Genomic DNA, 17,681 nt, shown 5'->3' with positions numbered 1-17,681 from the left:
AAAACCTGTCCGCGCGATACACAATTAATCGTTTTCAGGGGCTTTTTAGAAGCGTCTAGGATTGATTTTTATATCTTGGGTAGGTGTTTGTATTACCCGCATAAAAAAACGCGCTAAAAAGCGCGTTTTTGAGGGTTTTATAAATTCACGGTATCAGACCCGAAAAATAATCCTGCACATCGTCCATCAAAGCCTGTTTGTCGTCGTCCGTCAGCGTCAAAAATTCCCGTTGCGGAATTCGAACTTTGCGGTTGCGCCCCGCCATACCGCCGAAGTTGTGGATGGCGGCATAGACGATATTCGTACCGACAAGGGCGGTATCGTTGTCTGACAGTGTGGAAAAACTGTCTTTCAGACGACCCGAATCCGAAAGCGGCTTGCCGTCGCGGTATTTCAGCCCCAACCATTTCGGACGGCCTGCATAGCGGAAATTGAGCTTGACCGCCGTGTGCATGGTTTCGGACAGTCGGCGCATCAGCAGGTAGCGGTTTTCGACGCCGTTGCCTAGACGCTCGATTTGGTTTAGGACGACAAAGATATTGTCTATTTTGACATCAATCATGGTATTATCCTGCCTAGGCTACTAAAAAAGCGGTGAATTTGTCTGCCCTCCGCAGCCCTTATGCAGTCCTCGGACTGGGATTGGTATCCGTTACATAAGCGAGAGTGTGTCGGGATTGCAGTCCGACTTAGTAGCCTTTTTTCATTTCATAGCGTTTCTTGCTCTTAACAATTTCTTTTTCATCCGCCCGGCGAAACGAATCCAAAAAAATCGAATCGTACTGCGGCAGATATTTCAAAACTGCCATCAACCTGTATTTGTCGTTATCTGACAACGGCTTTCCAAGTAAAACAAAACTCTCTTTACCCCGACCGTTATCATAAAAGATATATTCTGGCGCATAAATCAAATCAGGCAGCATGGCATATAAGTCTGCCCCAAACGATTGCCCCTCACGGCTGTCTACCTGTTTAACCAACGTATCATCAGACAGCCACACCGTCGCCCGCGCCATGCCTGTCAGCTCCTGTGTCTCCTTACTCAACACTCCAGCGGCAAATTTAAGCTGTCTTGACAGCGCGTTCCGGATTTTGATTTTTTGCTCTTTATCCGGTTTGCCATCGATTTTCAGACGACCTTTTACTTCATAAAACTCTTTTTCGAGCTGTTTGAAACTGCTTTTAAAATCTGGACCGCCCATTTCCGCCTTGGCAAACTCATGAGCCAAGGCGCGGTCGTACCTGTCCAAATCGGGGCGGTAGTTCATTCGTCCGGCGTTGTAATCAAATCCTCGGTCGGTCGTGTACAGACTGCCATCCGGTGCTTTATAGGCAAGGGTCAGATAAGTGTCGCCTTTCTTATTGTAGATTTTATGGGTCTCAACAAGATTGTCCGACGTGCTTTGCCCGACAATCCGCCCCTGCCGGTCGACATCGCGCGCTGATAAAGCAATGACCGAGCAGCGGCAGTTGTAGCCGTTTGGCGGGTAAAAAGTCGTCCAGAAAGCGTCATCGTACCGATACACCAGCCCGTCCATAGCCGCATGAGCGGGACGGGTGCGGCTGTCGCCTACCGAGTCATACATCCAATAGGGTCGCGCATCGACATTTGCCATATAGCCTTGATACTGCCCGGCGTTGTAGGCGGTCTGCATATTTGTACGGTAAATCGTCTCCAACCTTCGCGGCGCGCCGAACACCTCGCCCGTCATGGGGTCGATAATGTCTTTGCCGTTGTGTCCGTTGGGATGCAGCCAACCCTTGTTGCTGAGCAAATTTAAGATGCCTTTGCACCAGTCGCTGTATGACTGCCCGCTCTTTGCCGATTCAACCATCGATGTTTTGATGTCATTGAGCATGTCCAAGTCGGTCATACGGGCAATCGTATAGACTTTTGCGATTTCAGAGGCGGTCAGATTGCGGTAGCTTTCTGCCGTAACCTTTTTACTTTCCAGCCACTCGATTGCCTTTTTCGGCGGCAGACTTAAGGCAAATCCCAAATCAGGCGCGGGCATGGTCTTGTCCCAAAATATCGCTGATAAACAAGGCCTGCTGCATATAGGTACGCAGTTTCGCGTTGTCCAAATTCGGATAAAGCGCATTCAGTGCGGCATCTGCCTCCTCGTAGCTGTTGCAGGCATTAAGTGCGGCAACCGCCTGACGCACCATCGGGTTGAGCTGCGAATTGAAATCGGGTTCAACCAGCGCGTCATCCAATACGCTGTCCAATATTTCCTGATGCCTGCCCGTAGCCTTAGATGGTACGGCGTGGGCGGATAAAGCCGCCAATGCGGTTCTGTTTACCGGATTGTCCGATACCTGCCGCGCCAACACAGCCTCACCCTCCTACACATCTGGAATTACCAATTTGTCGCGCACCCAGCTTTCGGGGATTTGTACGCCGACATCCACCAGTTTCGGGATAGCGTCGGCAAAAACCGCGATGTCTTCCGGCTCGCGCGTGTCAAATTCAAATTTCGGCACGCGGTTTGGGTCGGCATTGGGATAGTTGATTTGCAGGAACGGTCCGATGATTTGACTTGTGATGGTTTGCGCCACCTGTTTTGCATCCGACACCAGCAAATCGCGGCGTACCTCGTTGTGGATATTGCCCAGCGCGTTGGTGCTGGATTTTCCGTCCGCGCCGCTGGTCAGCGTTTGCCCCAAAATCAGCCGTGCCGCCGATTTTTCGCACCAGTCCGCCATCTGCAAAAACGGATTACTGGTTGCCGTCGTACCGCTTGCCGCGTTGTGAAGCTCGATTTCCATACCTTCGGGCATGATGCCCGCCGCGTTGTGGCCGATTTCCGCCACCGCCCGAAGCAGGGTGTTTTTTTCCTCTTTGGTTGCGCCCGCGCCGTATTTGCCGATACGGATGGGCATGCCGTACAGCTCTAAAAACTCGGCAAAATCGTGAACGGCGTAGTGTTTGAACATATACAGCCAGGCAAGCGTGCGAAAAAGCCCGTTACGCGCCTGCTGGACGCTGCGCGATTTTTGGGTATGAACGACCCAGCCCAGCGGCCACAACGATTCGCCTTCCGGATTTTCGCGGGTACGCAGCAGCAGCCCGTCGTCTTTGTCCCATTTGAACCAGCTTTGCGGGCGGTGGACAAAGTTTCGGGGTAGGTAAAGGCCGTCTGAAAATACCCACTCGACCTCTAGCGCGGAAAAGCCGTGTCCGACCGCGTCCATCAAATCCATAATCAGGTCTTCGAGGGTAGGCAGTCCGTCCAGCATCTCATAAGCTTGGTCGGACAGCTTTTCTTCTTGGGGCGTCGCATTTCGCGGCGGGGCGACGCGCCAGTTGAGCGTCAGCAGCGCGCGTTTGCGCGTACCCATATTTGCCGCGATGTCGCTGTCGCGCTCCTCAATGTCCACGAAAAGCTCGTGTTGGGCGCGGATGTCGCCGCTTTCCGCGTCCTCAAAGAGGGCGCGCATTTTTTGAGGCGTAATAAAATTGGACGGATGCTCAGCAATTACTCGACCGGTCGCCGTGATTTGAGCCACGTCCGTCTGCAATGCAGCTTCGGGCTTTTGGATTTTAGTTTTATTGTCCTTTTTTGCCATTATCGGCTCCATTTACTTTTTATCTCGCCATCAAAATCGTTATCGGTAGGACTTTGCCATTCTATCGGCACACAATTCGCCACCGCCCCCGACCAGAGCATATGCACGGCATCAGGACCATCATCATGATCAGCCTTTGGAAAATGGCGGAACTGCTGTATCAGCGTCTGTTGGCTCTCATTCAACAGAATCAAACCGTTTGCCATGTGCGGCTGCAAAGTCTCAATCCGCAAAAGTTTGTCCGATACCGGCTTGACCGCCCGCGCCGGGACAGGTATTCCACGCGCCGCGCTGCGCTTGACCAGCTCGTCTTTCAAAAACTCCTGAAACTGAACCGTCTCGACAAACCACAGTTTGCAACGATATTGACGGTGCAATCGAATAACGTCCTCAATAATCAAATCAGGGAGACGTTTTTTAATCTGAGCCTCAACGACATACAGTTTGCCGGTTTCACGTTGATAACCGCCAATGATAATCGCGGACGGGTCACGACTCGCCCCTGCCTTTCCGAGTGACGGGTCAAGCGCACCGAAATACACCAAATCGGACGGCAGGTCTGTCCAGAATTTCATAGATTTCGCAAACGGCGCATCTTCTCCGCTGACCGGGTCGTTTTGATACTCGCTGTCAAATGTCGCATGACCGTCACGGGCGCGGATTTTCATCAACGCCAACACGCCGCGAGCCGCCCAGCTTGTTTGCGCGCCGCGCTCCATCTCGTCTTTGTTGGCGAGATAAAACGCCTCGGCCACCGTCTCGCCGTCGTTTCGGAAAAGTTCCTCCCATCTGTCCCACAAATCCATGCGGTCGGGCCAGCGTTTCATCGCCTTAAACTTAATACCGTGCCAAAACGGGTTATTCAGGGTTCGGTTCAACACACTGTCGTAATGCAAAATCGTGCCGATATAAATCACATCGTATTTCTGGCCGACCCCGCCCAGAGGCAATACAGTCTTAGTCAGCCACGCATTGAGTTTGTCGCGTTGTTCGGGATTTCGGACTTGCTCGTCATTCTCGATATCGTCCAAAACAGTTAGATCAGGACGGTAAGGGCCGTGACGCAAACCGCGCAGCTTTTTACCGCTGCCGGCCACTTGGACTTTAACGTCATTAGTCGTCACAATCGTACCGGCCTGCCATACACGGCCTTGTCCGCATACTTCCGGGAAGTCGGTTTTCAGGCGCGGATTAAATTCCAATTCCGCCTTGATGGCTTCGAGCATTGGGTATGCCTGGTCGATACTGTCCATCACAATAACGGCATAATGTTTTTGACCGGTCACGATACACCACAACGTAAACAGCTGGGTAACCTGCGTCGATTTACCTTCGCCGCGCGGCGCGCCCACCGCCTCATTTTCCCCTTTAGGGGAGCGAATAATCTCCGGCAGCCGGCTGAATAAAAACGCATGCAGTTCGGATTTCTCAGGCGAGCGGATATAATGAGGGAAGTAGGTATTCACGAAATATTCGTAACCGCCTACCGGGTCAAACACCTTGGCACGGCGTGCAGCAATAGCCTTGGGCGACGCATCGAAGCCGTCCACTTCCGCTTCGATGACTTGGCGCAGGCTAGCGGCCAGTTCGGCAAGGGATTTGAGGAATTCTTTAGTTTTCATATGGATATTAAAATGCCGGAAACATTAAAAGACATTATTTATCAGGTGATTGAAGCCTACTATGAGTTTGAGAAAGAAAATCGTATCAAAATAAATGAATCTTTACATTATCCATTTTGTGGTATCGATGTAGCTAATATGCAGCCTAAAATTCTTCACAACCTAGGCATAAGTGCAGGCTATTTAGATATCGAAAATTGCGCTATCGAGCTTGTCCAAGAAGGAAGAGCTAAATATGTACCAATTTATAATGCTTATACTTCAGTAAAAGCACCCAACTAACCAAACTTCTTCTCCACTTCCACCCCAAACGGCTCCAATACCTCCACAAAGGCAGGCAAATGTTTGGGGTGTTTTTCTTGCACAAACGCCATCAAGAACTCAATCAATTCCAAAGCCGTCGCCAGTTTTGACGTTTCCGGCATCACGCGCGCATTGGCGGATACGGTTTTGGTAAACGCATCAGCCAAGCTGGCCAACAGCTTCGCACGGTCCGATGGCGGCAAATCTTCGGTACTCGAATCCTGCAGCATCGTCATCGTGCTGTTGTACTGCACCATAAAACCGGCTAACATCGCACGGCTCAAGTCCTCGATACCGCCGCCGGCCAAAGTGTAGGCGGCGCGCATCTTGTCCCAGTCGTCGCCTTTTTCCTTATCCGCACGTTTCCACGCACGCGCAGTGGCCTGCGGGATTTCGCACATCAAGGCCGCCGTTTCCAAAGTTTGCTCGCCGCTCACATAGAGCCGGCGTAACTTTTCACGGATTTCCTGCGGGTGAGCCATAATTACAGTCCCATTTTCGCTTTAATCAATTCCCAACCGACCGTAATCACACTGCCGCCGATTGCGCCGAATGTAATGGCCGTGCGTTTTGTGTCTTGGCGGATTTGTGCAATTTCCGCCTGCATTTCCTTCTGATTTTTCAGAGTTTGATCAGTCTTGTTTTCAATCCGCGCCAAGGCTTCTAAAATCGGGTCGCTCATGATTTGTCCGCTTTCCTGTCTAATTTTTCATTCATTTTTTCAAGTTTGTTTTCGATTCGCTCCAAAGATGCCGCGATATTTTTTCTGTCGGCTTGGGCGTCCTGCTTGGTGTGATAAGAGAGCTTGACTTCGTGTAGCTCTTCTTTCAGGCCTTCAATGCGCTTATCCGCCTCTTTCAGACGGCCTGAAATGCCGTTGACCCAAAACCAAAACGCGGCAGTCGCAATCGGCCACAGGGTTTTAAAACCAAATTCAAAGTCCATTTAAAACCCCTTTAAACCGGCACATCGCCGAATACGATACGGACGGAGTAGCCGTCAGGATGACGACTTGCCACCTCGAATTCGCCACCCCCTGAAAAAATCAGGTAATAAGGCGACACCGCAGAATAGACAGCCGCCTCCGCGTTACCGTCAAATTCCACACAAAAGGTCGTCTGAAAATCCTTATCCATACGCACTGCGTACTCAATCCCCGCCTTATCCAACAACGAGGACACATGTTCGACAAACGGCTTTTGCTCTCTTGCTCTGCTCAAGCCCAACTCCAAATCGGCATGGCGGCAGGCAATCACGCGCTGCACCAACTCTTGATAGGTCATTTTGCGACCTCCGACGGACTGTCAATTTTGAGTTGACTGTTGACCCAATCGCGCCAAGCCTGATTTTGGTTTTTCAGTTCCGAAACATAGCCGCCAAACTCAGCGGCGTGTTCGAGCAGCGTTGCCGTCTTGCCGTCTTTCGGCGGATTCGGGCGCACCGGCGCAACCATCAACGCAGCGGGCGGTGTCGGCATGACCGCCTTTTCGACAATCTTAATTTCCGTAGCCGAGGGCGCGGGTGTAGAGGCGCAGGCTGTGATAGCCAAGGCCGTCAATACAACCGCCGCCTGCTTTTTGGCGGTCTTGAGTAAGCGCATTTTCGATTTCCTTTTTGTTTTCCGTTTTCAGACGACTGACTTCCGCCTGTTTTTGCGCCAAAGCCACACCGACGGCGTGCGCCTTGGCTTCAGATTGTTTTGCTTCCTCGCGGGCTTGCTCCAGCTCACGGGCGTATGCTTGGGACGACAGCCTCAAGGCCTCCGCCTTGTCTTTTTCCATCTTGTCGATGACTGCCTGCTGTTTTTGGTATGCCGTCTTGTAGCCTTGCTGATACGATGCCGCCAAAATCAGTGCCAAAAAGGCAGCCAAGCCACTCAGCACCCATTTATTCGTCAACAGTTTGAGCGTCATTCTCGACCTCCTGTCGCTTCACGCTTACCAAAGAGCGTGCCACGGCATAGCCGCCAACAATGCCAAGATACACCCCCCAAATTTCTGCCGACGGGTCGGGCAACATGACGAACTTAACCGTCCCTGCCGCGCAGGCGATATTTGCCCACAGCTTCGAGTGCGACACATTGCCTGTCGCAGGGTTTTTAAAAATGTCGAAAATCCGCATATTTATTTCACACTCCCGTTTTGCAGATGCCGTTTCAGCATTTCCCGATAATTGGCAAGTTCGCTCTCCGCAAATTCAAATGCAGGCAAGTCCGCCCGTTCGCTTGCCTCGCGGCTTTTTCGCGACCATTGCTCAATCATCTTTTCGTAAAACTCAACCTGTCCCATGATTAACGACGGTTCTTGCGTTTACGCGCCGCGCGTTTGGCAGCCGCCACGCCCGACTTACCCAAGCGCAGGCTCGGGTGTTGTTTTAAATTGCCCATGCGGGCAGGTTTAATCTCAAATTCAGGCACCTGCGGTTTCAATGCCGCCAATGCCAGAGCAATCAAAGACTTTTTCATGCCTCGCTCCTGCTCATTGCCGCACCGCCCAATGGCAGGTTGTAACGCTCCGGAGCGGGGTCAAGAGGCGCACCGCCGACAGACGGCCATACATACGCAGCCACTCGGGATTCCGGAAATGCCGCGATGCTGACGCGGTTGCCTTGGTTGCCGCCCAAAACCAACAGATTGCCTGCCTTGTCCTTGCCTACAACAAACCCAACATGACCGCCGCCTTGGCGCGTAAACACCACTAGGCAGCCATAAGCAGGTTTTGACAGGCGTTTACCGGCAAAGGCATATTCTTTGGCGCGCATCCAATCCTTCGGGATGTCTCGATTGCCGATTCGCAGGCAATGAGCGACGAACACGCCGCACCACGACGTCTCGTCATCTTTCCACCAAGCCTTCAACCCGTGCAGCCAGTTTAAAATCATTGGATTGTGGTTTTTACCGGGGACTTCAGCGAGGCCGATATACTTTCGCGCTTCAGCCACCCAAGGGAGTTCTTTTTGTTGAGCCATACATACCTCAAATGGATAGTTTTAAAACCCCATTAAACCGTCTTTAACCCATCGTCCTGAACGGTAGATGTTTCAACCCCGACAGACCAAAAAAAAGACCGTCTGAATACAGACGGCCAAAGCCTGGTCACACATCACTGCCTAAAATAAAGCCGCCTGCCGTGCCGCAGGTCTGCTCATCTCATTGATAATTGTATATCCCGTGCGCGAAGAGATACCGTATTTAGGGCATAGCTTCGTCATCGCCATAAGCCCGCTCTCCTTATCAACATCGCGCAGTTTGACAAACTCCTGATAAAACCTATGGTTTCTCAACTGTATTAACGCCTTGCCGCAACGTGGCACATACAATTCCTCGCCACCATATACCCGCAACAGCTCATGCGTTTTCACTTCGCCGATGGCTTCGACCAAAATTGCCAAACGCTCGGTGTCCACCTTACCCTTGCCAAATTTAAACCGCGCCCCGCCAATCGCCTTGACCAGCTGTTCCGTCGCCGCCAGTCCGATGACATCCACAATGTCCAACACGGTATCCGGCAATAAATGTTCAACTTTTTCGAACTCCATCATCCCCACTCGCTTTTTCCGTTTTCCTGTTAGCCGCAATCTGCAACGCAGCAACCAGTTTATGTAGCTGCGTATCGTCTAAATATTCGACCTTATCCTTACCAAACATCCGCCGCGCCATCGCATGCGCGTAGTTCCAATGTTTGCCGCCGACGGTCAGCAGGGCTTCGACTTTGTCCAACATTGCTGCCGATGATGTCCGACGAAGATGCGGTTTGCCATGCGGATTACCTTTTGCTTTAGGCTTAAATCCGTGCGACCGCATATCAGCGACAACATACTCAAGTTCAGAAACATCCATATCCGCACACGACCGCTTGCCCGTCACACGCTCCAACACCGCGCGATAGGTATCGTCGTCCAAGCCCAGCTCCTTTTGAGCAATCTTGATTTTCGCAATCAACGCACGGCGCATCTTGAACCCATAAAACACAATATATTGATTAATTAACGCATATTATACAGATAAAATACTATATGTTGTAGCAAGCCACTGTTTTTTTTTTTGCGAAACTGACAGACACAAAAAAGGCCGTCTGAAACAGGTTTTAAACCCCATTTCAGACGGTTTTTAATCAAGCTTTAAAAGTCAAAAAAAGATAAAATCAACGAAAGAGAAAACCAAACTGCCCCGACGCAGTAATAAATAAAGGCTTTTTTTCGATTGCGTATAGCTTCTTTTTCTCCTTCTTTCACTTTTTCCCAAACGCGAAGAGCAGTTTCCAATTTGCGGTTGGCGTTTTCGACTTGAGCATGGATGTAGAAGGAATCGCGTGCGGCAATTCTTAAAACTTCCAGCTCATCGGTATTTAAGTTTCCGTTTTCCATCACATCAACTCCTGCTCCGTAGGCTCAATTACAAAATCCTCAAGTCCCGACACAATCTTAATACCCGGCACTTGACCATTGGCGAACTGCTCGCGCTCATTCAGGATGGTGTCTTTGTCGATTTCCTGCTTGGTGCGGATAAAGCTTTGATATGCCGTTTTTTCCGACATCCACGCCAAGACGGCGGCAACGCCTGTTACTTTGACACTAGGCGGGCGGATGCGCCATTTGACGAGTCCTGTCACAAAATCCACCGTCTTGGTCTTGCCGTTTTCCGTCAGATCGTCCTTGTGTGCCTCGCAGTAGGCGGCGACGGCGGCGGTCAGGCGTTCCGATTCGGCTTTCAGTGGCGCGGCAAGCGCGGCGTATTCTTCTTCAATCACCGCTTTTTTATCGCCCGCTTCGGTTTCCAAGCGTTTGATTTCGCGGTTCAGGTCGCCGATGGTGCGGATATGCGCCGTTACCTCGGTTTTGTCTTGTGCGGCTTCGATTGCCGCCTGTTTGATACGTTGTTTAGCCATTTCTTTTTCCTTTCTTAATTTACTTTTCGTTCCGCATCTCTCAACTGTCTTGCCAGTTGCAATGCTTTTAAATTAGTGACAGCAGCCTTCATAAATCCTTCCGCATCTCGGGCGGCATCACTACATACGCTGCCTAAAAACTCCCTTGTCAACGCAGCCATCAGGTCAGGAGCTTGATACTCGCCGTTTAGCTTGATTTCGGGCAACTCGACGCGACACTTCCCATCTTCCGAAACAATTTTAAAAACATACTCTTTCATTTCACTTACCTTTCTTACTTAAAGCTTCTTTCACTTCCGCCATTTTCTGACGGCCCTTTTCTTTGTCCGGCGCGGGCTTCGCCAACATCGCCCTGGGTATCAACCGTGGCGGCAGGTTGCGGAGCAGTTCGGCGGGTTGCGGCCATGTTTCCGACTGCTGCAACACCTTAAATCCCGTCTGAATACGTTTCGGGTCATACTCCGGCGAGACGATTTCCTTGGTTTCGATCAGTTTCCGATACCAAATTTCCGCGACTACCGGCAGGTCTTGCGCTGCAGGGCGGTTGGGCAGATTGAGCGCGGCGAGCAATGCAAAACCTGCCGCGATTTCCTGTTTTGCCCAATCTTCACCGGCCCATGCGCCCAAGGCTGCCACACCTTGCCGCAGCTTGGACGGCGCTCCGCCTTCGCCCCCTCTCCCCGTGGGAGAGGGCTGGGGAGAGGGCAACCCCGAACCCTGCCACTGGCTCACAATTTCCAGCAAATAACCGTGTGATTTCAGCGGCAGTTTCAGACGACCTTGGTCGCGGGCGTTGACGGTTTCGTTAAAGCCGTGCAGCCAAGCCTCGGCGGGAGCGGGATGGGACACGCCGTCGCGCTCCGCCGTCTGCGCTTTCATCATCGGCATCAACTCGTTCAACAGCTTCGCGGTACGCGCCCAGCTCAACTGCGACTTGGCGGGGCGGAACAAGCCGACATAACGTATCGCCGCCTTGCCCATTTCAGCGTCCATATCCAACACAGCCCGCAATACAGACGATGCGGCGGCATCGTTGATTAAACTGTCCAAGCTATGCACCGCTCCGCAGTTCGGGCATTTGATGTTCATTTAATCACCCCGAGAATCGCCAAAAACGCCACAAGGACAACAACCAACCCAAAAAACATACCGCAGGCATCCAAAACAACAGCTTTAGTACGCTGCTTAACCTAGTTTTCAATCAGGCTCATCAGTGCCAAAACCACCAGCGCCAAACCAATCAGCCCGCAGCTCAAGAGATAAATCATCATTCCGGTAGTCATCACATCTCCTTCCACTCTTTCATCACATCATCCAAGGCTTCGCGGTAATTGCTTCCATAGCCTCTAATGCCATATTCGTTTAAGCTGCAACAGGCCTTCTCACCATTTTCTTTTGAAAATTCGGCTGACCCGACTTCAATTAAGAAATCCAATCTTTCCGTATCCTTTACGGCCTGCTTAAATTTCGGAGAGAAATCCAAAACACTAGATTCTTGGTCAACAATGTCGTTATTCGAAGACAGTAAGGTATCCAATACGGTCATAATCCAAGACAAACCGGCGTTGGCAGACTTAGATTCCAAAGCTTCAAACACTTCATCCGCAGGCGCATCACTCAGATATTCAAAATCGTCTTCATCCTCTGGGTCGGCAGGTTGATAAATCGGATTCAAACCCTGCTCAATTTTGTTTAAAAACGCGACCAACTCCCATACTGCGTCAAGGTCTTCTTTATTCGGTCTAGCGATATTCATCGTATTTCCTCCCAAGCTTCTATTGCCATTGTCAGTGTTGCCGCCTCTGCCGTTTTCCAAATACCGTCCGGCGCGCGGGCGGCAATCACAAATCCCTCGCCATCCTTCTTCATGACCATCAGCTCGCCACGGTCTTCGAGCCATTCGACTAAGTCTTTTTCATTCATCTTTGTTTCCTTCCGTTTTCAGACGACCTTTGCCGTCCTGATCTTCAAACTGCGCCTGATATTCCGCGATTGCCTGCTCGCGGTTTCGTTTGACCATAAACTTCGTCGCGCGGCGGCGGTGTTGTCCCCATGCCTGCCAATCGTTGTTCCGTCTTTTAAAGCTCATTTCGCAGACTCCCTAAATTTCAACGCCCATTCGGCATCCGCTTTGCGCGTATCTGTTGCCGTCCAGTACCGGTTATCCATAATCGCAGGAGCAGTGGGCCAGCTATCGCCCCAAACCGAGCGGGCGACGGCAGGTCGTCCAAACTCAAGTACCGTCCCGCGCTTTTCGCGATGCCATTCCATATTCGCTTGAGCTTCTTTTTCCATCTGCTCCGCCCAACATTTCGCACATCGGTGCGTCCGTTTCCGCCCCCCGTTTTTATCCCAAGTCCACGCAAATGCCACTTCAGGCTTCATCTGTTTGCAAACTCGGCAGGGTTTTAACTTGGTTAACATTTTTACTTCCCTTCTGGCTCACGCCATCCCTTCATAATCGCCCGTTCGCCGTATTTGGCGCGGATTTCCTCGACCGCCCGTTTCAATGCCAATTTCTTGACTCGATTCAGCCCCCGTTTAGGGCGTCTAACCTTATTCATAAACCACTCCTTCCATTTTTTGCTCCACACTCATTGCCTCGTAGGCACGTTCCATTTTCAAAACTTCCAAATCCGCCTGTCTTTCCATCGCCTCAACCTTCGTCAGCTCTTTCGCAACCGGTTCGGGTTCTTGGGTGCAGCCATACAACGCCATTCCACCCACAAAACACCACACGCCCACCGTCAAACCAACCGGCACCCACCGCCAAAAAGAGCGCGCCACAAACATCTTCCAATCAACTTTCTTCAAAACTTGCATTTTGCGTTTTCCTTCTAAAACAACAACTTATTAAAATCATAGGGTAAAAAAATATATAGCCCTGTCAAAGACTTACCGTTTCAGACGACCTATCGGATAATCAATGTCGAGTATTTTTTGATGATGCCCGATTGCATTTTGATGCCGTTTTTGTTTGCCGTTCGTACCGCACCGCGCATCAACTTGCTCATCCGTCGCGTATGTTGCTTTGCTTAACCAGTTCCGCAATCGTCTCATCATCAGCTTCCGGCATGGCTGCCCGTGCAATCTGTTCCAATTCCTCGTCCGGCATCGAGTCGCCCAAATTCAGCGCAACCGACACTCGGCTATAAAGTTGTACCAACTCGCCATGCTTACCGCGCAAATTCGCCACCAGTCGGGGCATACCGCTTAAAACCAACCCGCAGCCCGTGTCATCGTGCAATCGGCGGATAATCTCAAGGGCGCGTAATGGCAGGTTTTCTGCTTCGTCGACCACAATCAGACGACCAGAATCGCGCAGGCGGTCAGATACCGATTCAAACAAATCATTCAGGCTGCCGACCGTGGAGACCTTCGCCGCTGCCGCCAGCTTGCGCATCAGGACAAGTGCCGTAAAGCTCGGATTAGCCTCAATCAGGATGGCGGCGGGATTCTTTTCGCAGTAGTTTTTGACCGCTTGCGTCTTACCTAAGCCCGCTTGGCCGTAGATCACCACTGTGTCGCCTGCTTCGTGTGCGTCGCGCATCACTTCAGAGATTCGGCGGGTTGTCTTGGTCGATACAAACCCCAACACCAGCTCTTCGCGTTGCGCCTTACTTTCCTGTACCTCTAAAAACGCTTCGATTTTCGGCTCGATGGTTTCATAATTTCCGCCTTTTGCCGCGTAGTTATCATTCAGGTACATACTGATAGATGCCGGAGATACCCCGATACCGCGTGCAAGCATCGTCTGATTCATCCCTGATTTGGCTTTAAATTCAGCCAGTTTTTGTTGCAGTGCTTTGTTGACCGTATTTGTCATGATGTTTTCCTTATTAAAAGTGTTTTAAAACCGTTTTGACTACATATCCGCCTCAAACAAGACAATCTCGTCGTCTGTACCCGTTTTCGGCAATACCGCATACTCCGCCTCGATGGCTTTTCCGCCCAAATTTCCCAGCTCGTCCCAAACCTCAGCCTGTTCCAAAGCCGGATTGACTTCCGCATTCGCGATCCTGATCGCATTTTCCGCCCGCTTGATTTTGCCTTTTCGGCGGTTTTCTGCCAGTTGGTCGCGTCGGCTGACCGGGAACGCCTCGCGGGTATTGCCGTTGATTTGCGCCTTAGCGATGAACTTGCCATCCATATCAAATACATTGACAAAGGCAGCGTCGTCCAAATCGTAGCTGACCCGTACCTCGTCCTTGTGATACTCCGCCAGCTCGACCGAAAAATAAGAGTTGTTGAACAAATCCAGCCAACCTCGCTGAACTTTTCGCACCTCTTGCGGCATAAACATCGTCGCAAGCTCTTCCGCCGACAACATATCCGGCGCGATACCGTCCTGTTCCAGCCTCATTTCCCGATAAGCCTTCGGCGTATAATGCCCGCCGTCAGGATGTCGGGGCAGCTCGCCGTGCGGGCGGTTGTTGTATTCGTCGATACACTTGACCACATCCGCGATAAATTGCGACCAGCTCGGCAGTTTTTTCAAATATTTTTGCTGCTCCTGCGTCGGCACCTTGCCTTTTTCCAAGGCGTTGAACGCACTTTCCATCTTGCGGTACATCAGGTTCTTCGTGCTGCTGTCCATCCCGCTGCCCGTGAAAGTCTCATACTGTCGCGCCATTTCAATCAGATTGTCTTTCCACCATCGCTCGATGATGCCGCGCCCTTGCGGGTTGCCCGCGATACCCGTTTCATGTCGGATACCCAGTCGGGACGTAATACCCGTGATTTCATGGTCTATCGTCTTACCCGTCTGACCGCCGCCGTTGTCCGAGTAATAGATAATCGGCAAACCATAGTGCTTGACCCCAATACGCAGCGCGTCCGATACCGCTACGCAACTTTCAGCCAGCGACACCGAAAATCCCACTACAAACCGCGTACATCCGTCGATAATCACCGTAACTTCAGGCTTAAACGGCCTGCCGTGTACCGGATGCGCGACTTTCGCTTTGAAACTGTGGCCGTCGCCGATCTAAACATCGTTCGGCTTCAAAGCCCCCCAATCACGTTTCACATAAGGCAGCAGCGATTTATAAGCCGCCCCCGTTTTCCTGCCGCGCTCCTGCATAATCAGCGGGAGCTTTTCCCAAACGCGCCGCACCATACTCAAGTTAGGCACATCATTGACCGGCATATTTTCCGCTTCAGCCCACTGCACAAATCGGCGGTAGCTGTGTGCCAGTTTCGGCGCGGACGGGATATTGTGAAACTGCATAAACATCGGCAACCAACCGTAGCTCTCAATCGGTTTGACCGCCTTCGTCGTCTTCGGAGCCAAAGCAACCAGCCGCTCCGTCGCGTTTTCCGCCTTAAGGTAGGCAGAAATCCAGCCGTCTAAAGTGCGTTCGCCAACCTTTGCCGACCGGCTGCGGTCATTGGCCGTTTCCAAGTTGGCGAGCGTAACCTCGTCTAACTTACCCTCCGCCAGCAGTCTCAAAAACTGAGCCACCGCAACCTTGGCAGAGCACCCGTATTGATATTTGATACCCAACACCGCCGCCACCACCGCGCATCGCGCATCCGCCACCGACCGTTGTTTCTCGTTCAGCCGCTTTGCCGCTTCCGCCAAGACTTGAGGCGACATCGCCGTCTTCTCCTGTCTGATTTGGGGCAGGGTTTTCGGCATCTTCTCCGTCAGTTCGTCCGACTGCCGTTTCATAATGGCGGCTCGGATTTCGGCGGGGAGGGAGGCGATTTCATACAGCTTTTTGGGGCGGCCTCTTCCTATTTGCTCAAAACAGTGTCGCCAATTATTTTTCTTGGCATGGTATTCAATCCCTTGCCTATCAGTTGGCAGACTTGGGATACCTAGTTTCGCAATATCTGATGCAGATATTTTCATATTTACGCTTTCTATTTTTGCTTAAATGCGTTACCCTTTTGGAACTCTTTAGCAAAACCGTTATCTATTTACAGACTTGGGAAAGTAGGCTTACGGTTTCTTTTCTCAAACCTAGAAGGCCAAATCTCCTCTGCAGGTACTCCGATTGCAGCAGCTATAATCTTTTCGCCTTTTAGGTATGGTGCATCTAAAGCCTTTCCCAATGTATTTGGTGCTAAATTGGCTTGAATAGATAATGCCCTTACCGACCAGCCCGCCTTTTTAAGACGAGCCACAATGTCAGCACGATGCCAATCTGTCATGGTTTCTTGCTTTTTTTTCATCTTTGCATTTCCTTAATTAAGTAGGTTTGTTACCCGCTGTTATTGAGTAAGTGAGTGAATTATATTTAGCAAAATAGTTTCTTGCAACTCTTTTGCTAAATTATTTTACGCAAAAAAGAGATTAATTTAATAACTTTTTGATTATTTGAGTAATTTTATTTAAGCAAAAGAAACACTTTTTTGCTTAATGTTTTGCTTAAATGAGTGAATACTATGGATACTTTTTTAGAAAGGCTTAAATCCCTTTGGCCTGAAGGTGTAAAACCGTCTGACATCTATAACAAGATAGACATGTCAGCGTCTGGTTTTAATAGAGTTTGGAAAGAGGGAGCCGTCCCAACGGCTGATTACCTCGTCAAGATTCAAGAGGTTACAGGCTGCGATCTCAACTGGTTGCTGACAGGCAAGGGCGTGCCATACCTTGACCGCGCCCGTCCTGAGAATGCCGGAGCCTTCCCCGTATCCGATACCGACGCAGGCGCGGTCGATACGCTCGGCAATCCCGTCGATTTGCGCGAATTCGTCTTTATTCCACGGTACAGCGTCGAAGCTGCAGCAGGGCATGGGCAAACCGTAAGCGACGAAAAACCCCTATTCTGTATGGCTTTCCGCCGCTACTGGATAGAAAACTACGTTACCCGCCAAACAGACAAACTCTCCGTAATCGCCGTGAAAGGCGACAGCATGGAAGGCATCCTGAACCACGGCGACAACATCCTAATCAACCACGCCGAAACCGAGCCGCGCGACGGCCTGTACGTCCTACGCATAGGAAACGACCTTTTCGTCAAACGCGTGCAACGTATGCCGGGCAAGCTATTGGTAACATCAGCCAACCCACATTACGCCCCCTTTGAAATAGACCTAAGCCATACAGACGACGACATCGCCATCGTCGGTCGCGTCGAATGGTTCGGCCGCTCCGTGAACTGATTTTAAAAACCTCTTAAAACCCGTTTAAAAACCTATCAAAACCCCATCAAAACCCGACAGCTTTCAACAAAAAACCGCGCATTCCCGCGCGGTTTTGTGAAAAAGCTGATGCAACTTTTTTTCAAACACAAAAACGCCGAAATCCACGTCTTTAAGAGATTTCGGCGTTTTTTTATATTACTTATTA

28 protein-coding genes and 3 pseudogenes are annotated in these 17,681 nt (G+C 50.9%); 2 read left to right on the top strand and 29 right to left on the bottom strand.

Annotated elements, in window-relative coordinates; all coding sequences use genetic code 11:
* Positions 1–145 precede the first annotated feature (145 nt).
* From RSJ68_05460 to terL, 4 genes and pseudogenes are all read right to left on the bottom strand, one after another.
* Complete coding sequence (locus tag RSJ68_05460) at positions 146–562, bottom strand: phage virion morphogenesis protein (GenBank protein WNU98164.1); 417 nt, start codon at positions 560–562, stop codon at positions 146–148.
* A gap of 127 nt (positions 563–689) precedes the next feature.
* Entirely contained in the window at positions 690–2,015 is a 1,326-nt protein-coding gene (locus tag RSJ68_05455; GenBank protein ID WNU98163.1) for a phage minor head protein, read from the bottom strand.
* A pseudogene (locus tag RSJ68_05450) lies at positions 2,002–3,570 on the bottom strand (DUF935 domain-containing protein). Before RSJ68_05450 ends, RSJ68_05455 begins: the two are co-directional and overlap by 14 nt.
* Positions 3,570–5,192, bottom strand: coding sequence for a phage terminase large subunit (gene terL / locus RSJ68_05445; protein WNU98162.1), 1,623 nt, complete (start codon positions 5,190–5,192; stop codon positions 3,570–3,572). The pseudogene RSJ68_05450 and the gene terL overlap by 1 nt, the downstream one beginning before the upstream one ends.
* 12 nt (positions 5,193–5,204) lie before the next feature.
* Here terL and RSJ68_05440 point away from each other — a divergent pair, with 12 nt between their 5' ends.
* Positions 5,205–5,474, top strand: coding sequence for a hypothetical protein (locus RSJ68_05440; GenBank protein WNU98161.1), 270 nt, complete (start codon positions 5,205–5,207; stop codon positions 5,472–5,474).
* Here the strand turns inward: RSJ68_05440 and RSJ68_05435 are convergent.
* The 25 genes and pseudogenes from RSJ68_05435 to RSJ68_05315 form a co-directional block, all read right to left on the bottom strand.
* A complete protein-coding gene (locus RSJ68_05435; protein WNU98160.1) occupies positions 5,471–5,977 on the bottom strand; it encodes a DUF1804 family protein in 507 nt (168 codons plus the stop codon). The two genes, RSJ68_05440 and RSJ68_05435, sit on opposite strands and share 4 nt — an antisense overlap.
* A gap of 2 nt (positions 5,978–5,979) precedes the next feature.
* A complete protein-coding gene (locus tag RSJ68_05430; GenBank protein WNU98159.1) occupies positions 5,980–6,177 on the bottom strand; it encodes a hypothetical protein in 198 nt (65 codons plus the stop codon).
* Positions 6,174–6,440 carry a hypothetical protein gene (locus tag RSJ68_05425; protein WNU98158.1) on the bottom strand — a complete coding sequence of 89 codons (267 nt, stop codon included), beginning with the start codon at positions 6,438–6,440 and terminating at the stop codon, positions 6,174–6,176. Before RSJ68_05425 ends, RSJ68_05430 begins: the two co-directional genes overlap by 4 nt.
* Positions 6,441–6,451: 11 nt before the next feature.
* A complete protein-coding gene (locus RSJ68_05420) occupies positions 6,452–6,778 on the bottom strand; it encodes a hypothetical protein (GenBank protein ID WNU98157.1) in 327 nt (108 codons plus the stop codon).
* A complete protein-coding gene (locus RSJ68_05415; protein ID WNU98156.1) occupies positions 6,775–7,095 on the bottom strand; it encodes a hypothetical protein in 321 nt (106 codons plus the stop codon). Before RSJ68_05415 ends, RSJ68_05420 begins: the two co-directional genes overlap by 4 nt.
* Entirely contained in the window at positions 6,992–7,408 is a 417-nt protein-coding gene (locus RSJ68_05410) for a hypothetical protein (GenBank protein WNU98155.1), read from the bottom strand. The genes RSJ68_05415 and RSJ68_05410 overlap by 104 nt, the downstream gene beginning before the upstream one ends.
* Positions 7,383–7,616 (bottom strand): hypothetical protein, encoded by a 234-nt coding sequence (locus RSJ68_05405; protein ID WNU98154.1) that lies wholly within the window; start codon positions 7,614–7,616, stop codon positions 7,383–7,385. The genes RSJ68_05410 and RSJ68_05405 overlap by 26 nt, the downstream gene beginning before the upstream one ends.
* A gap of 2 nt (positions 7,617–7,618) precedes the next feature.
* A complete protein-coding gene (locus RSJ68_05400; protein ID WNU98153.1) occupies positions 7,619–7,783 on the bottom strand; it encodes a hypothetical protein in 165 nt (54 codons plus the stop codon).
* Between the two features lie 2 nt (positions 7,784–7,785).
* Positions 7,786–7,959: a hypothetical protein gene (locus RSJ68_05395; protein ID WNU98152.1), complete on the bottom strand. Its 174-nt coding sequence runs from the start codon at positions 7,957–7,959 to the stop codon at positions 7,786–7,788.
* Positions 7,956–8,462, bottom strand: coding sequence for a TIGR02594 family protein (locus tag RSJ68_05390; GenBank protein WNU98151.1), 507 nt, complete (start codon positions 8,460–8,462; stop codon positions 7,956–7,958). Before RSJ68_05390 ends, RSJ68_05395 begins: the two co-directional genes overlap by 4 nt.
* A 141-nt stretch (positions 8,463–8,603) precedes the next feature.
* Positions 8,604–9,032 (bottom strand): Mor transcription activator family protein, encoded by a 429-nt coding sequence (locus RSJ68_05385; protein ID WNU98350.1) that lies wholly within the window; start codon positions 9,030–9,032, stop codon positions 8,604–8,606.
* The gene (locus tag RSJ68_05380) at positions 9,013–9,447 is read right to left on the bottom strand and encodes a gp16 family protein (GenBank protein WNU98150.1); all 435 of its coding nucleotides are present in this window, start codon (positions 9,445–9,447) and stop codon (positions 9,013–9,015) included. The genes RSJ68_05385 and RSJ68_05380 overlap by 20 nt, the downstream gene beginning before the upstream one ends.
* 167 nt (positions 9,448–9,614) lie before the next feature.
* Entirely contained in the window at positions 9,615–9,860 is a 246-nt protein-coding gene (locus tag RSJ68_05375; GenBank protein ID WNU98149.1) for a hypothetical protein, read from the bottom strand.
* Entirely contained in the window at positions 9,860–10,381 is a 522-nt protein-coding gene (locus tag RSJ68_05370) for a host-nuclease inhibitor Gam family protein (protein ID WNU98148.1), read from the bottom strand. Before RSJ68_05370 ends, RSJ68_05375 begins: the two co-directional genes overlap by 1 nt.
* 14 nt (positions 10,382–10,395) lie before the next feature.
* Entirely contained in the window at positions 10,396–10,641 is a 246-nt protein-coding gene (locus tag RSJ68_05365; protein ID WNU98147.1) for a hypothetical protein, read from the bottom strand.
* A 1-nt stretch (position 10,642) separates the two neighbouring features.
* The gene (locus RSJ68_05360) at positions 10,643–11,470 is read right to left on the bottom strand and encodes a hypothetical protein (GenBank protein ID WNU98146.1); all 828 of its coding nucleotides are present in this window, start codon (positions 11,468–11,470) and stop codon (positions 10,643–10,645) included.
* A gap of 193 nt (positions 11,471–11,663) precedes the next feature.
* Positions 11,664–12,137 (bottom strand): hypothetical protein, encoded by a 474-nt coding sequence (locus RSJ68_05355; protein WNU98145.1) that lies wholly within the window; start codon positions 12,135–12,137, stop codon positions 11,664–11,666.
* On the bottom strand, positions 12,134–12,304 hold the full coding sequence (locus RSJ68_05350) for a hypothetical protein (protein WNU98144.1): 171 nt from the start codon (positions 12,302–12,304) through the stop codon (positions 12,134–12,136). Before RSJ68_05350 ends, RSJ68_05355 begins: the two co-directional genes overlap by 4 nt.
* Positions 12,297–12,470 carry a hypothetical protein gene (locus tag RSJ68_05345; GenBank protein WNU98143.1) on the bottom strand — a complete coding sequence of 58 codons (174 nt, stop codon included), beginning with the start codon at positions 12,468–12,470 and terminating at the stop codon, positions 12,297–12,299. The genes RSJ68_05350 and RSJ68_05345 overlap by 8 nt, the downstream gene beginning before the upstream one ends.
* Positions 12,467–12,805: a type II secretion pathway protein L gene (locus RSJ68_05340; protein ID WNU98142.1), complete on the bottom strand. Its 339-nt coding sequence runs from the start codon at positions 12,803–12,805 to the stop codon at positions 12,467–12,469. Before RSJ68_05340 ends, RSJ68_05345 begins: the two co-directional genes overlap by 4 nt.
* A gap of 2 nt (positions 12,806–12,807) precedes the next feature.
* Entirely contained in the window at positions 12,808–12,945 is a 138-nt protein-coding gene (locus RSJ68_05335; protein ID WNU98141.1) for a hypothetical protein, read from the bottom strand.
* Positions 12,938–13,204 carry a hypothetical protein gene (locus RSJ68_05330; GenBank protein WNU98140.1) on the bottom strand — a complete coding sequence of 89 codons (267 nt, stop codon included), beginning with the start codon at positions 13,202–13,204 and terminating at the stop codon, positions 12,938–12,940. The genes RSJ68_05335 and RSJ68_05330 overlap by 8 nt, the downstream gene beginning before the upstream one ends.
* Before the next feature lie 89 nt (positions 13,205–13,293).
* Positions 13,294–14,207: pseudogene (locus RSJ68_05325) on the bottom strand (AAA family ATPase).
* 39 nt (positions 14,208–14,246) lie between these two features.
* A pseudogene (locus RSJ68_05320) lies at positions 14,247–16,238 on the bottom strand (Mu transposase C-terminal domain-containing protein).
* 68 nt (positions 16,239–16,306) lie between these two features.
* Complete coding sequence (locus RSJ68_05315; GenBank protein ID WNU98139.1) at positions 16,307–16,561, bottom strand: helix-turn-helix domain-containing protein; 255 nt, start codon at positions 16,559–16,561, stop codon at positions 16,307–16,309.
* Between the two features lie 213 nt (positions 16,562–16,774).
* On the opposite strand from RSJ68_05315, the gene RSJ68_05310 reads away from it, so the two are divergent.
* The gene (locus RSJ68_05310; protein ID WNU98138.1) at positions 16,775–17,494 is read left to right on the top strand and encodes a helix-turn-helix transcriptional regulator; all 720 of its coding nucleotides are present in this window, start codon (positions 16,775–16,777) and stop codon (positions 17,492–17,494) included.
* The last annotated feature ends 187 nt before the right edge of the window (positions 17,495–17,681 follow it).

It is taken from the genome of Neisseria sp. DTU_2020_1000833_1_SI_GRL_NUU_006, from assembly GCA_032388755.1.
Lineage (GTDB): Bacteria > Pseudomonadota > Gammaproteobacteria > Burkholderiales > Neisseriaceae > Neisseria > Neisseria sicca_C.
This window is presented reverse-complemented; position numbering and strand designations above follow the sequence as displayed.

What these genes read in the sequence shown, in the direction of transcription:
- RSJ68_05335 (WNU98141.1), bottom strand. Translation starts at nt 12,945, where the DNA reads ATGAATAAGGTTAGACGCCCTAAACGGGGGCTGAATCGAGTCAAGAAA.
- RSJ68_05310 (WNU98138.1), top strand. Translation starts at nt 16,775, where the DNA reads ATGGATACTTTTTTAGAAAGGCTTAAATCCCTTTGGCCTGAAGGTGTA.
- RSJ68_05365 (WNU98147.1), bottom strand. Translation starts at nt 10,641, where the DNA reads ATGAAAGAGTATGTTTTTAAAATTGTTTCGGAAGATGGGAAGTGTCGC.
- RSJ68_05370 (WNU98148.1), bottom strand. Translation starts at nt 10,381, where the DNA reads ATGGCTAAACAACGTATCAAACAGGCGGCAATCGAAGCCGCACAAGAC.
- RSJ68_05390 (WNU98151.1), bottom strand. Translation starts at nt 8,462, where the DNA reads ATGGCTCAACAAAAAGAACTCCCTTGGGTGGCTGAAGCGCGAAAGTAT.
- RSJ68_05345 (WNU98143.1), bottom strand. Translation starts at nt 12,470, where the DNA reads ATGAGCTTTAAAAGACGGAACAACGATTGGCAGGCATGGGGACAACAC.
- RSJ68_05330 (WNU98140.1), bottom strand. Translation starts at nt 13,204, where the DNA reads ATGCAAGTTTTGAAGAAAGTTGATTGGAAGATGTTTGTGGCGCGCTCT.
- RSJ68_05420 (WNU98157.1), bottom strand. Translation starts at nt 6,778, where the DNA reads ATGACCTATCAAGAGTTGGTGCAGCGCGTGATTGCCTGCCGCCATGCC.
- RSJ68_05440 (WNU98161.1), top strand. Translation starts at nt 5,205, where the DNA reads ATGCCGGAAACATTAAAAGACATTATTTATCAGGTGATTGAAGCCTAC.
- RSJ68_05415 (WNU98156.1), bottom strand. Translation starts at nt 7,095, where the DNA reads ATGCGCTTACTCAAGACCGCCAAAAAGCAGGCGGCGGTTGTATTGACG.
- RSJ68_05315 (WNU98139.1), bottom strand. Translation starts at nt 16,561, where the DNA reads ATGAAAAAAAAGCAAGAAACCATGACAGATTGGCATCGTGCTGACATT.
- RSJ68_05355 (WNU98145.1), bottom strand. Translation starts at nt 12,137, where the DNA reads ATGAATATCGCTAGACCGAATAAAGAAGACCTTGACGCAGTATGGGAG.
- RSJ68_05455 (WNU98163.1), bottom strand. Translation starts at nt 2,015, where the DNA reads ATGCCCGCGCCTGATTTGGGATTTGCCTTAAGTCTGCCGCCGAAAAAG.
- RSJ68_05380 (WNU98150.1), bottom strand. Translation starts at nt 9,447, where the DNA reads ATGCGCCGTGCGTTGATTGCGAAAATCAAGATTGCTCAAAAGGAGCTG.
- RSJ68_05410 (WNU98155.1), bottom strand. Translation starts at nt 7,408, where the DNA reads ATGACGCTCAAACTGTTGACGAATAAATGGGTGCTGAGTGGCTTGGCT.
- RSJ68_05385 (WNU98350.1), bottom strand. Translation starts at nt 9,032, where the DNA reads ATGGAGTTCGAAAAAGTTGAACATTTATTGCCGGATACCGTGTTGGAC.
- RSJ68_05405 (WNU98154.1), bottom strand. Translation starts at nt 7,616, where the DNA reads ATGCGGATTTTCGACATTTTTAAAAACCCTGCGACAGGCAATGTGTCG.
- RSJ68_05435 (WNU98160.1), bottom strand. Translation starts at nt 5,977, where the DNA reads ATGGCTCACCCGCAGGAAATCCGTGAAAAGTTACGCCGGCTCTATGTG.
- RSJ68_05460 (WNU98164.1), bottom strand. Translation starts at nt 562, where the DNA reads ATGATTGATGTCAAAATAGACAATATCTTTGTCGTCCTAAACCAAATC.
- RSJ68_05360 (WNU98146.1), bottom strand. Translation starts at nt 11,470, where the DNA reads ATGAACATCAAATGCCCGAACTGCGGAGCGGTGCATAGCTTGGACAGT.
- RSJ68_05425 (WNU98158.1), bottom strand. Translation starts at nt 6,440, where the DNA reads ATGGACTTTGAATTTGGTTTTAAAACCCTGTGGCCGATTGCGACTGCC.
- RSJ68_05350 (WNU98144.1), bottom strand. Translation starts at nt 12,304, where the DNA reads ATGAATGAAAAAGACTTAGTCGAATGGCTCGAAGACCGTGGCGAGCTG.
- RSJ68_05395 (WNU98152.1), bottom strand. Translation starts at nt 7,959, where the DNA reads ATGAAAAAGTCTTTGATTGCTCTGGCATTGGCGGCATTGAAACCGCAG.
- terL (WNU98162.1), bottom strand. Translation starts at nt 5,192, where the DNA reads ATGAAAACTAAAGAATTCCTCAAATCCCTTGCCGAACTGGCCGCTAGC.
- RSJ68_05400 (WNU98153.1), bottom strand. Translation starts at nt 7,783, where the DNA reads ATGGGACAGGTTGAGTTTTACGAAAAGATGATTGAGCAATGGTCGCGA.
- RSJ68_05430 (WNU98159.1), bottom strand. Translation starts at nt 6,177, where the DNA reads ATGAGCGACCCGATTTTAGAAGCCTTGGCGCGGATTGAAAACAAGACT.
- RSJ68_05340 (WNU98142.1), bottom strand. Translation starts at nt 12,805, where the DNA reads ATGTTAACCAAGTTAAAACCCTGCCGAGTTTGCAAACAGATGAAGCCT.
- RSJ68_05375 (WNU98149.1), bottom strand. Translation starts at nt 9,860, where the DNA reads ATGGAAAACGGAAACTTAAATACCGATGAGCTGGAAGTTTTAAGAATT.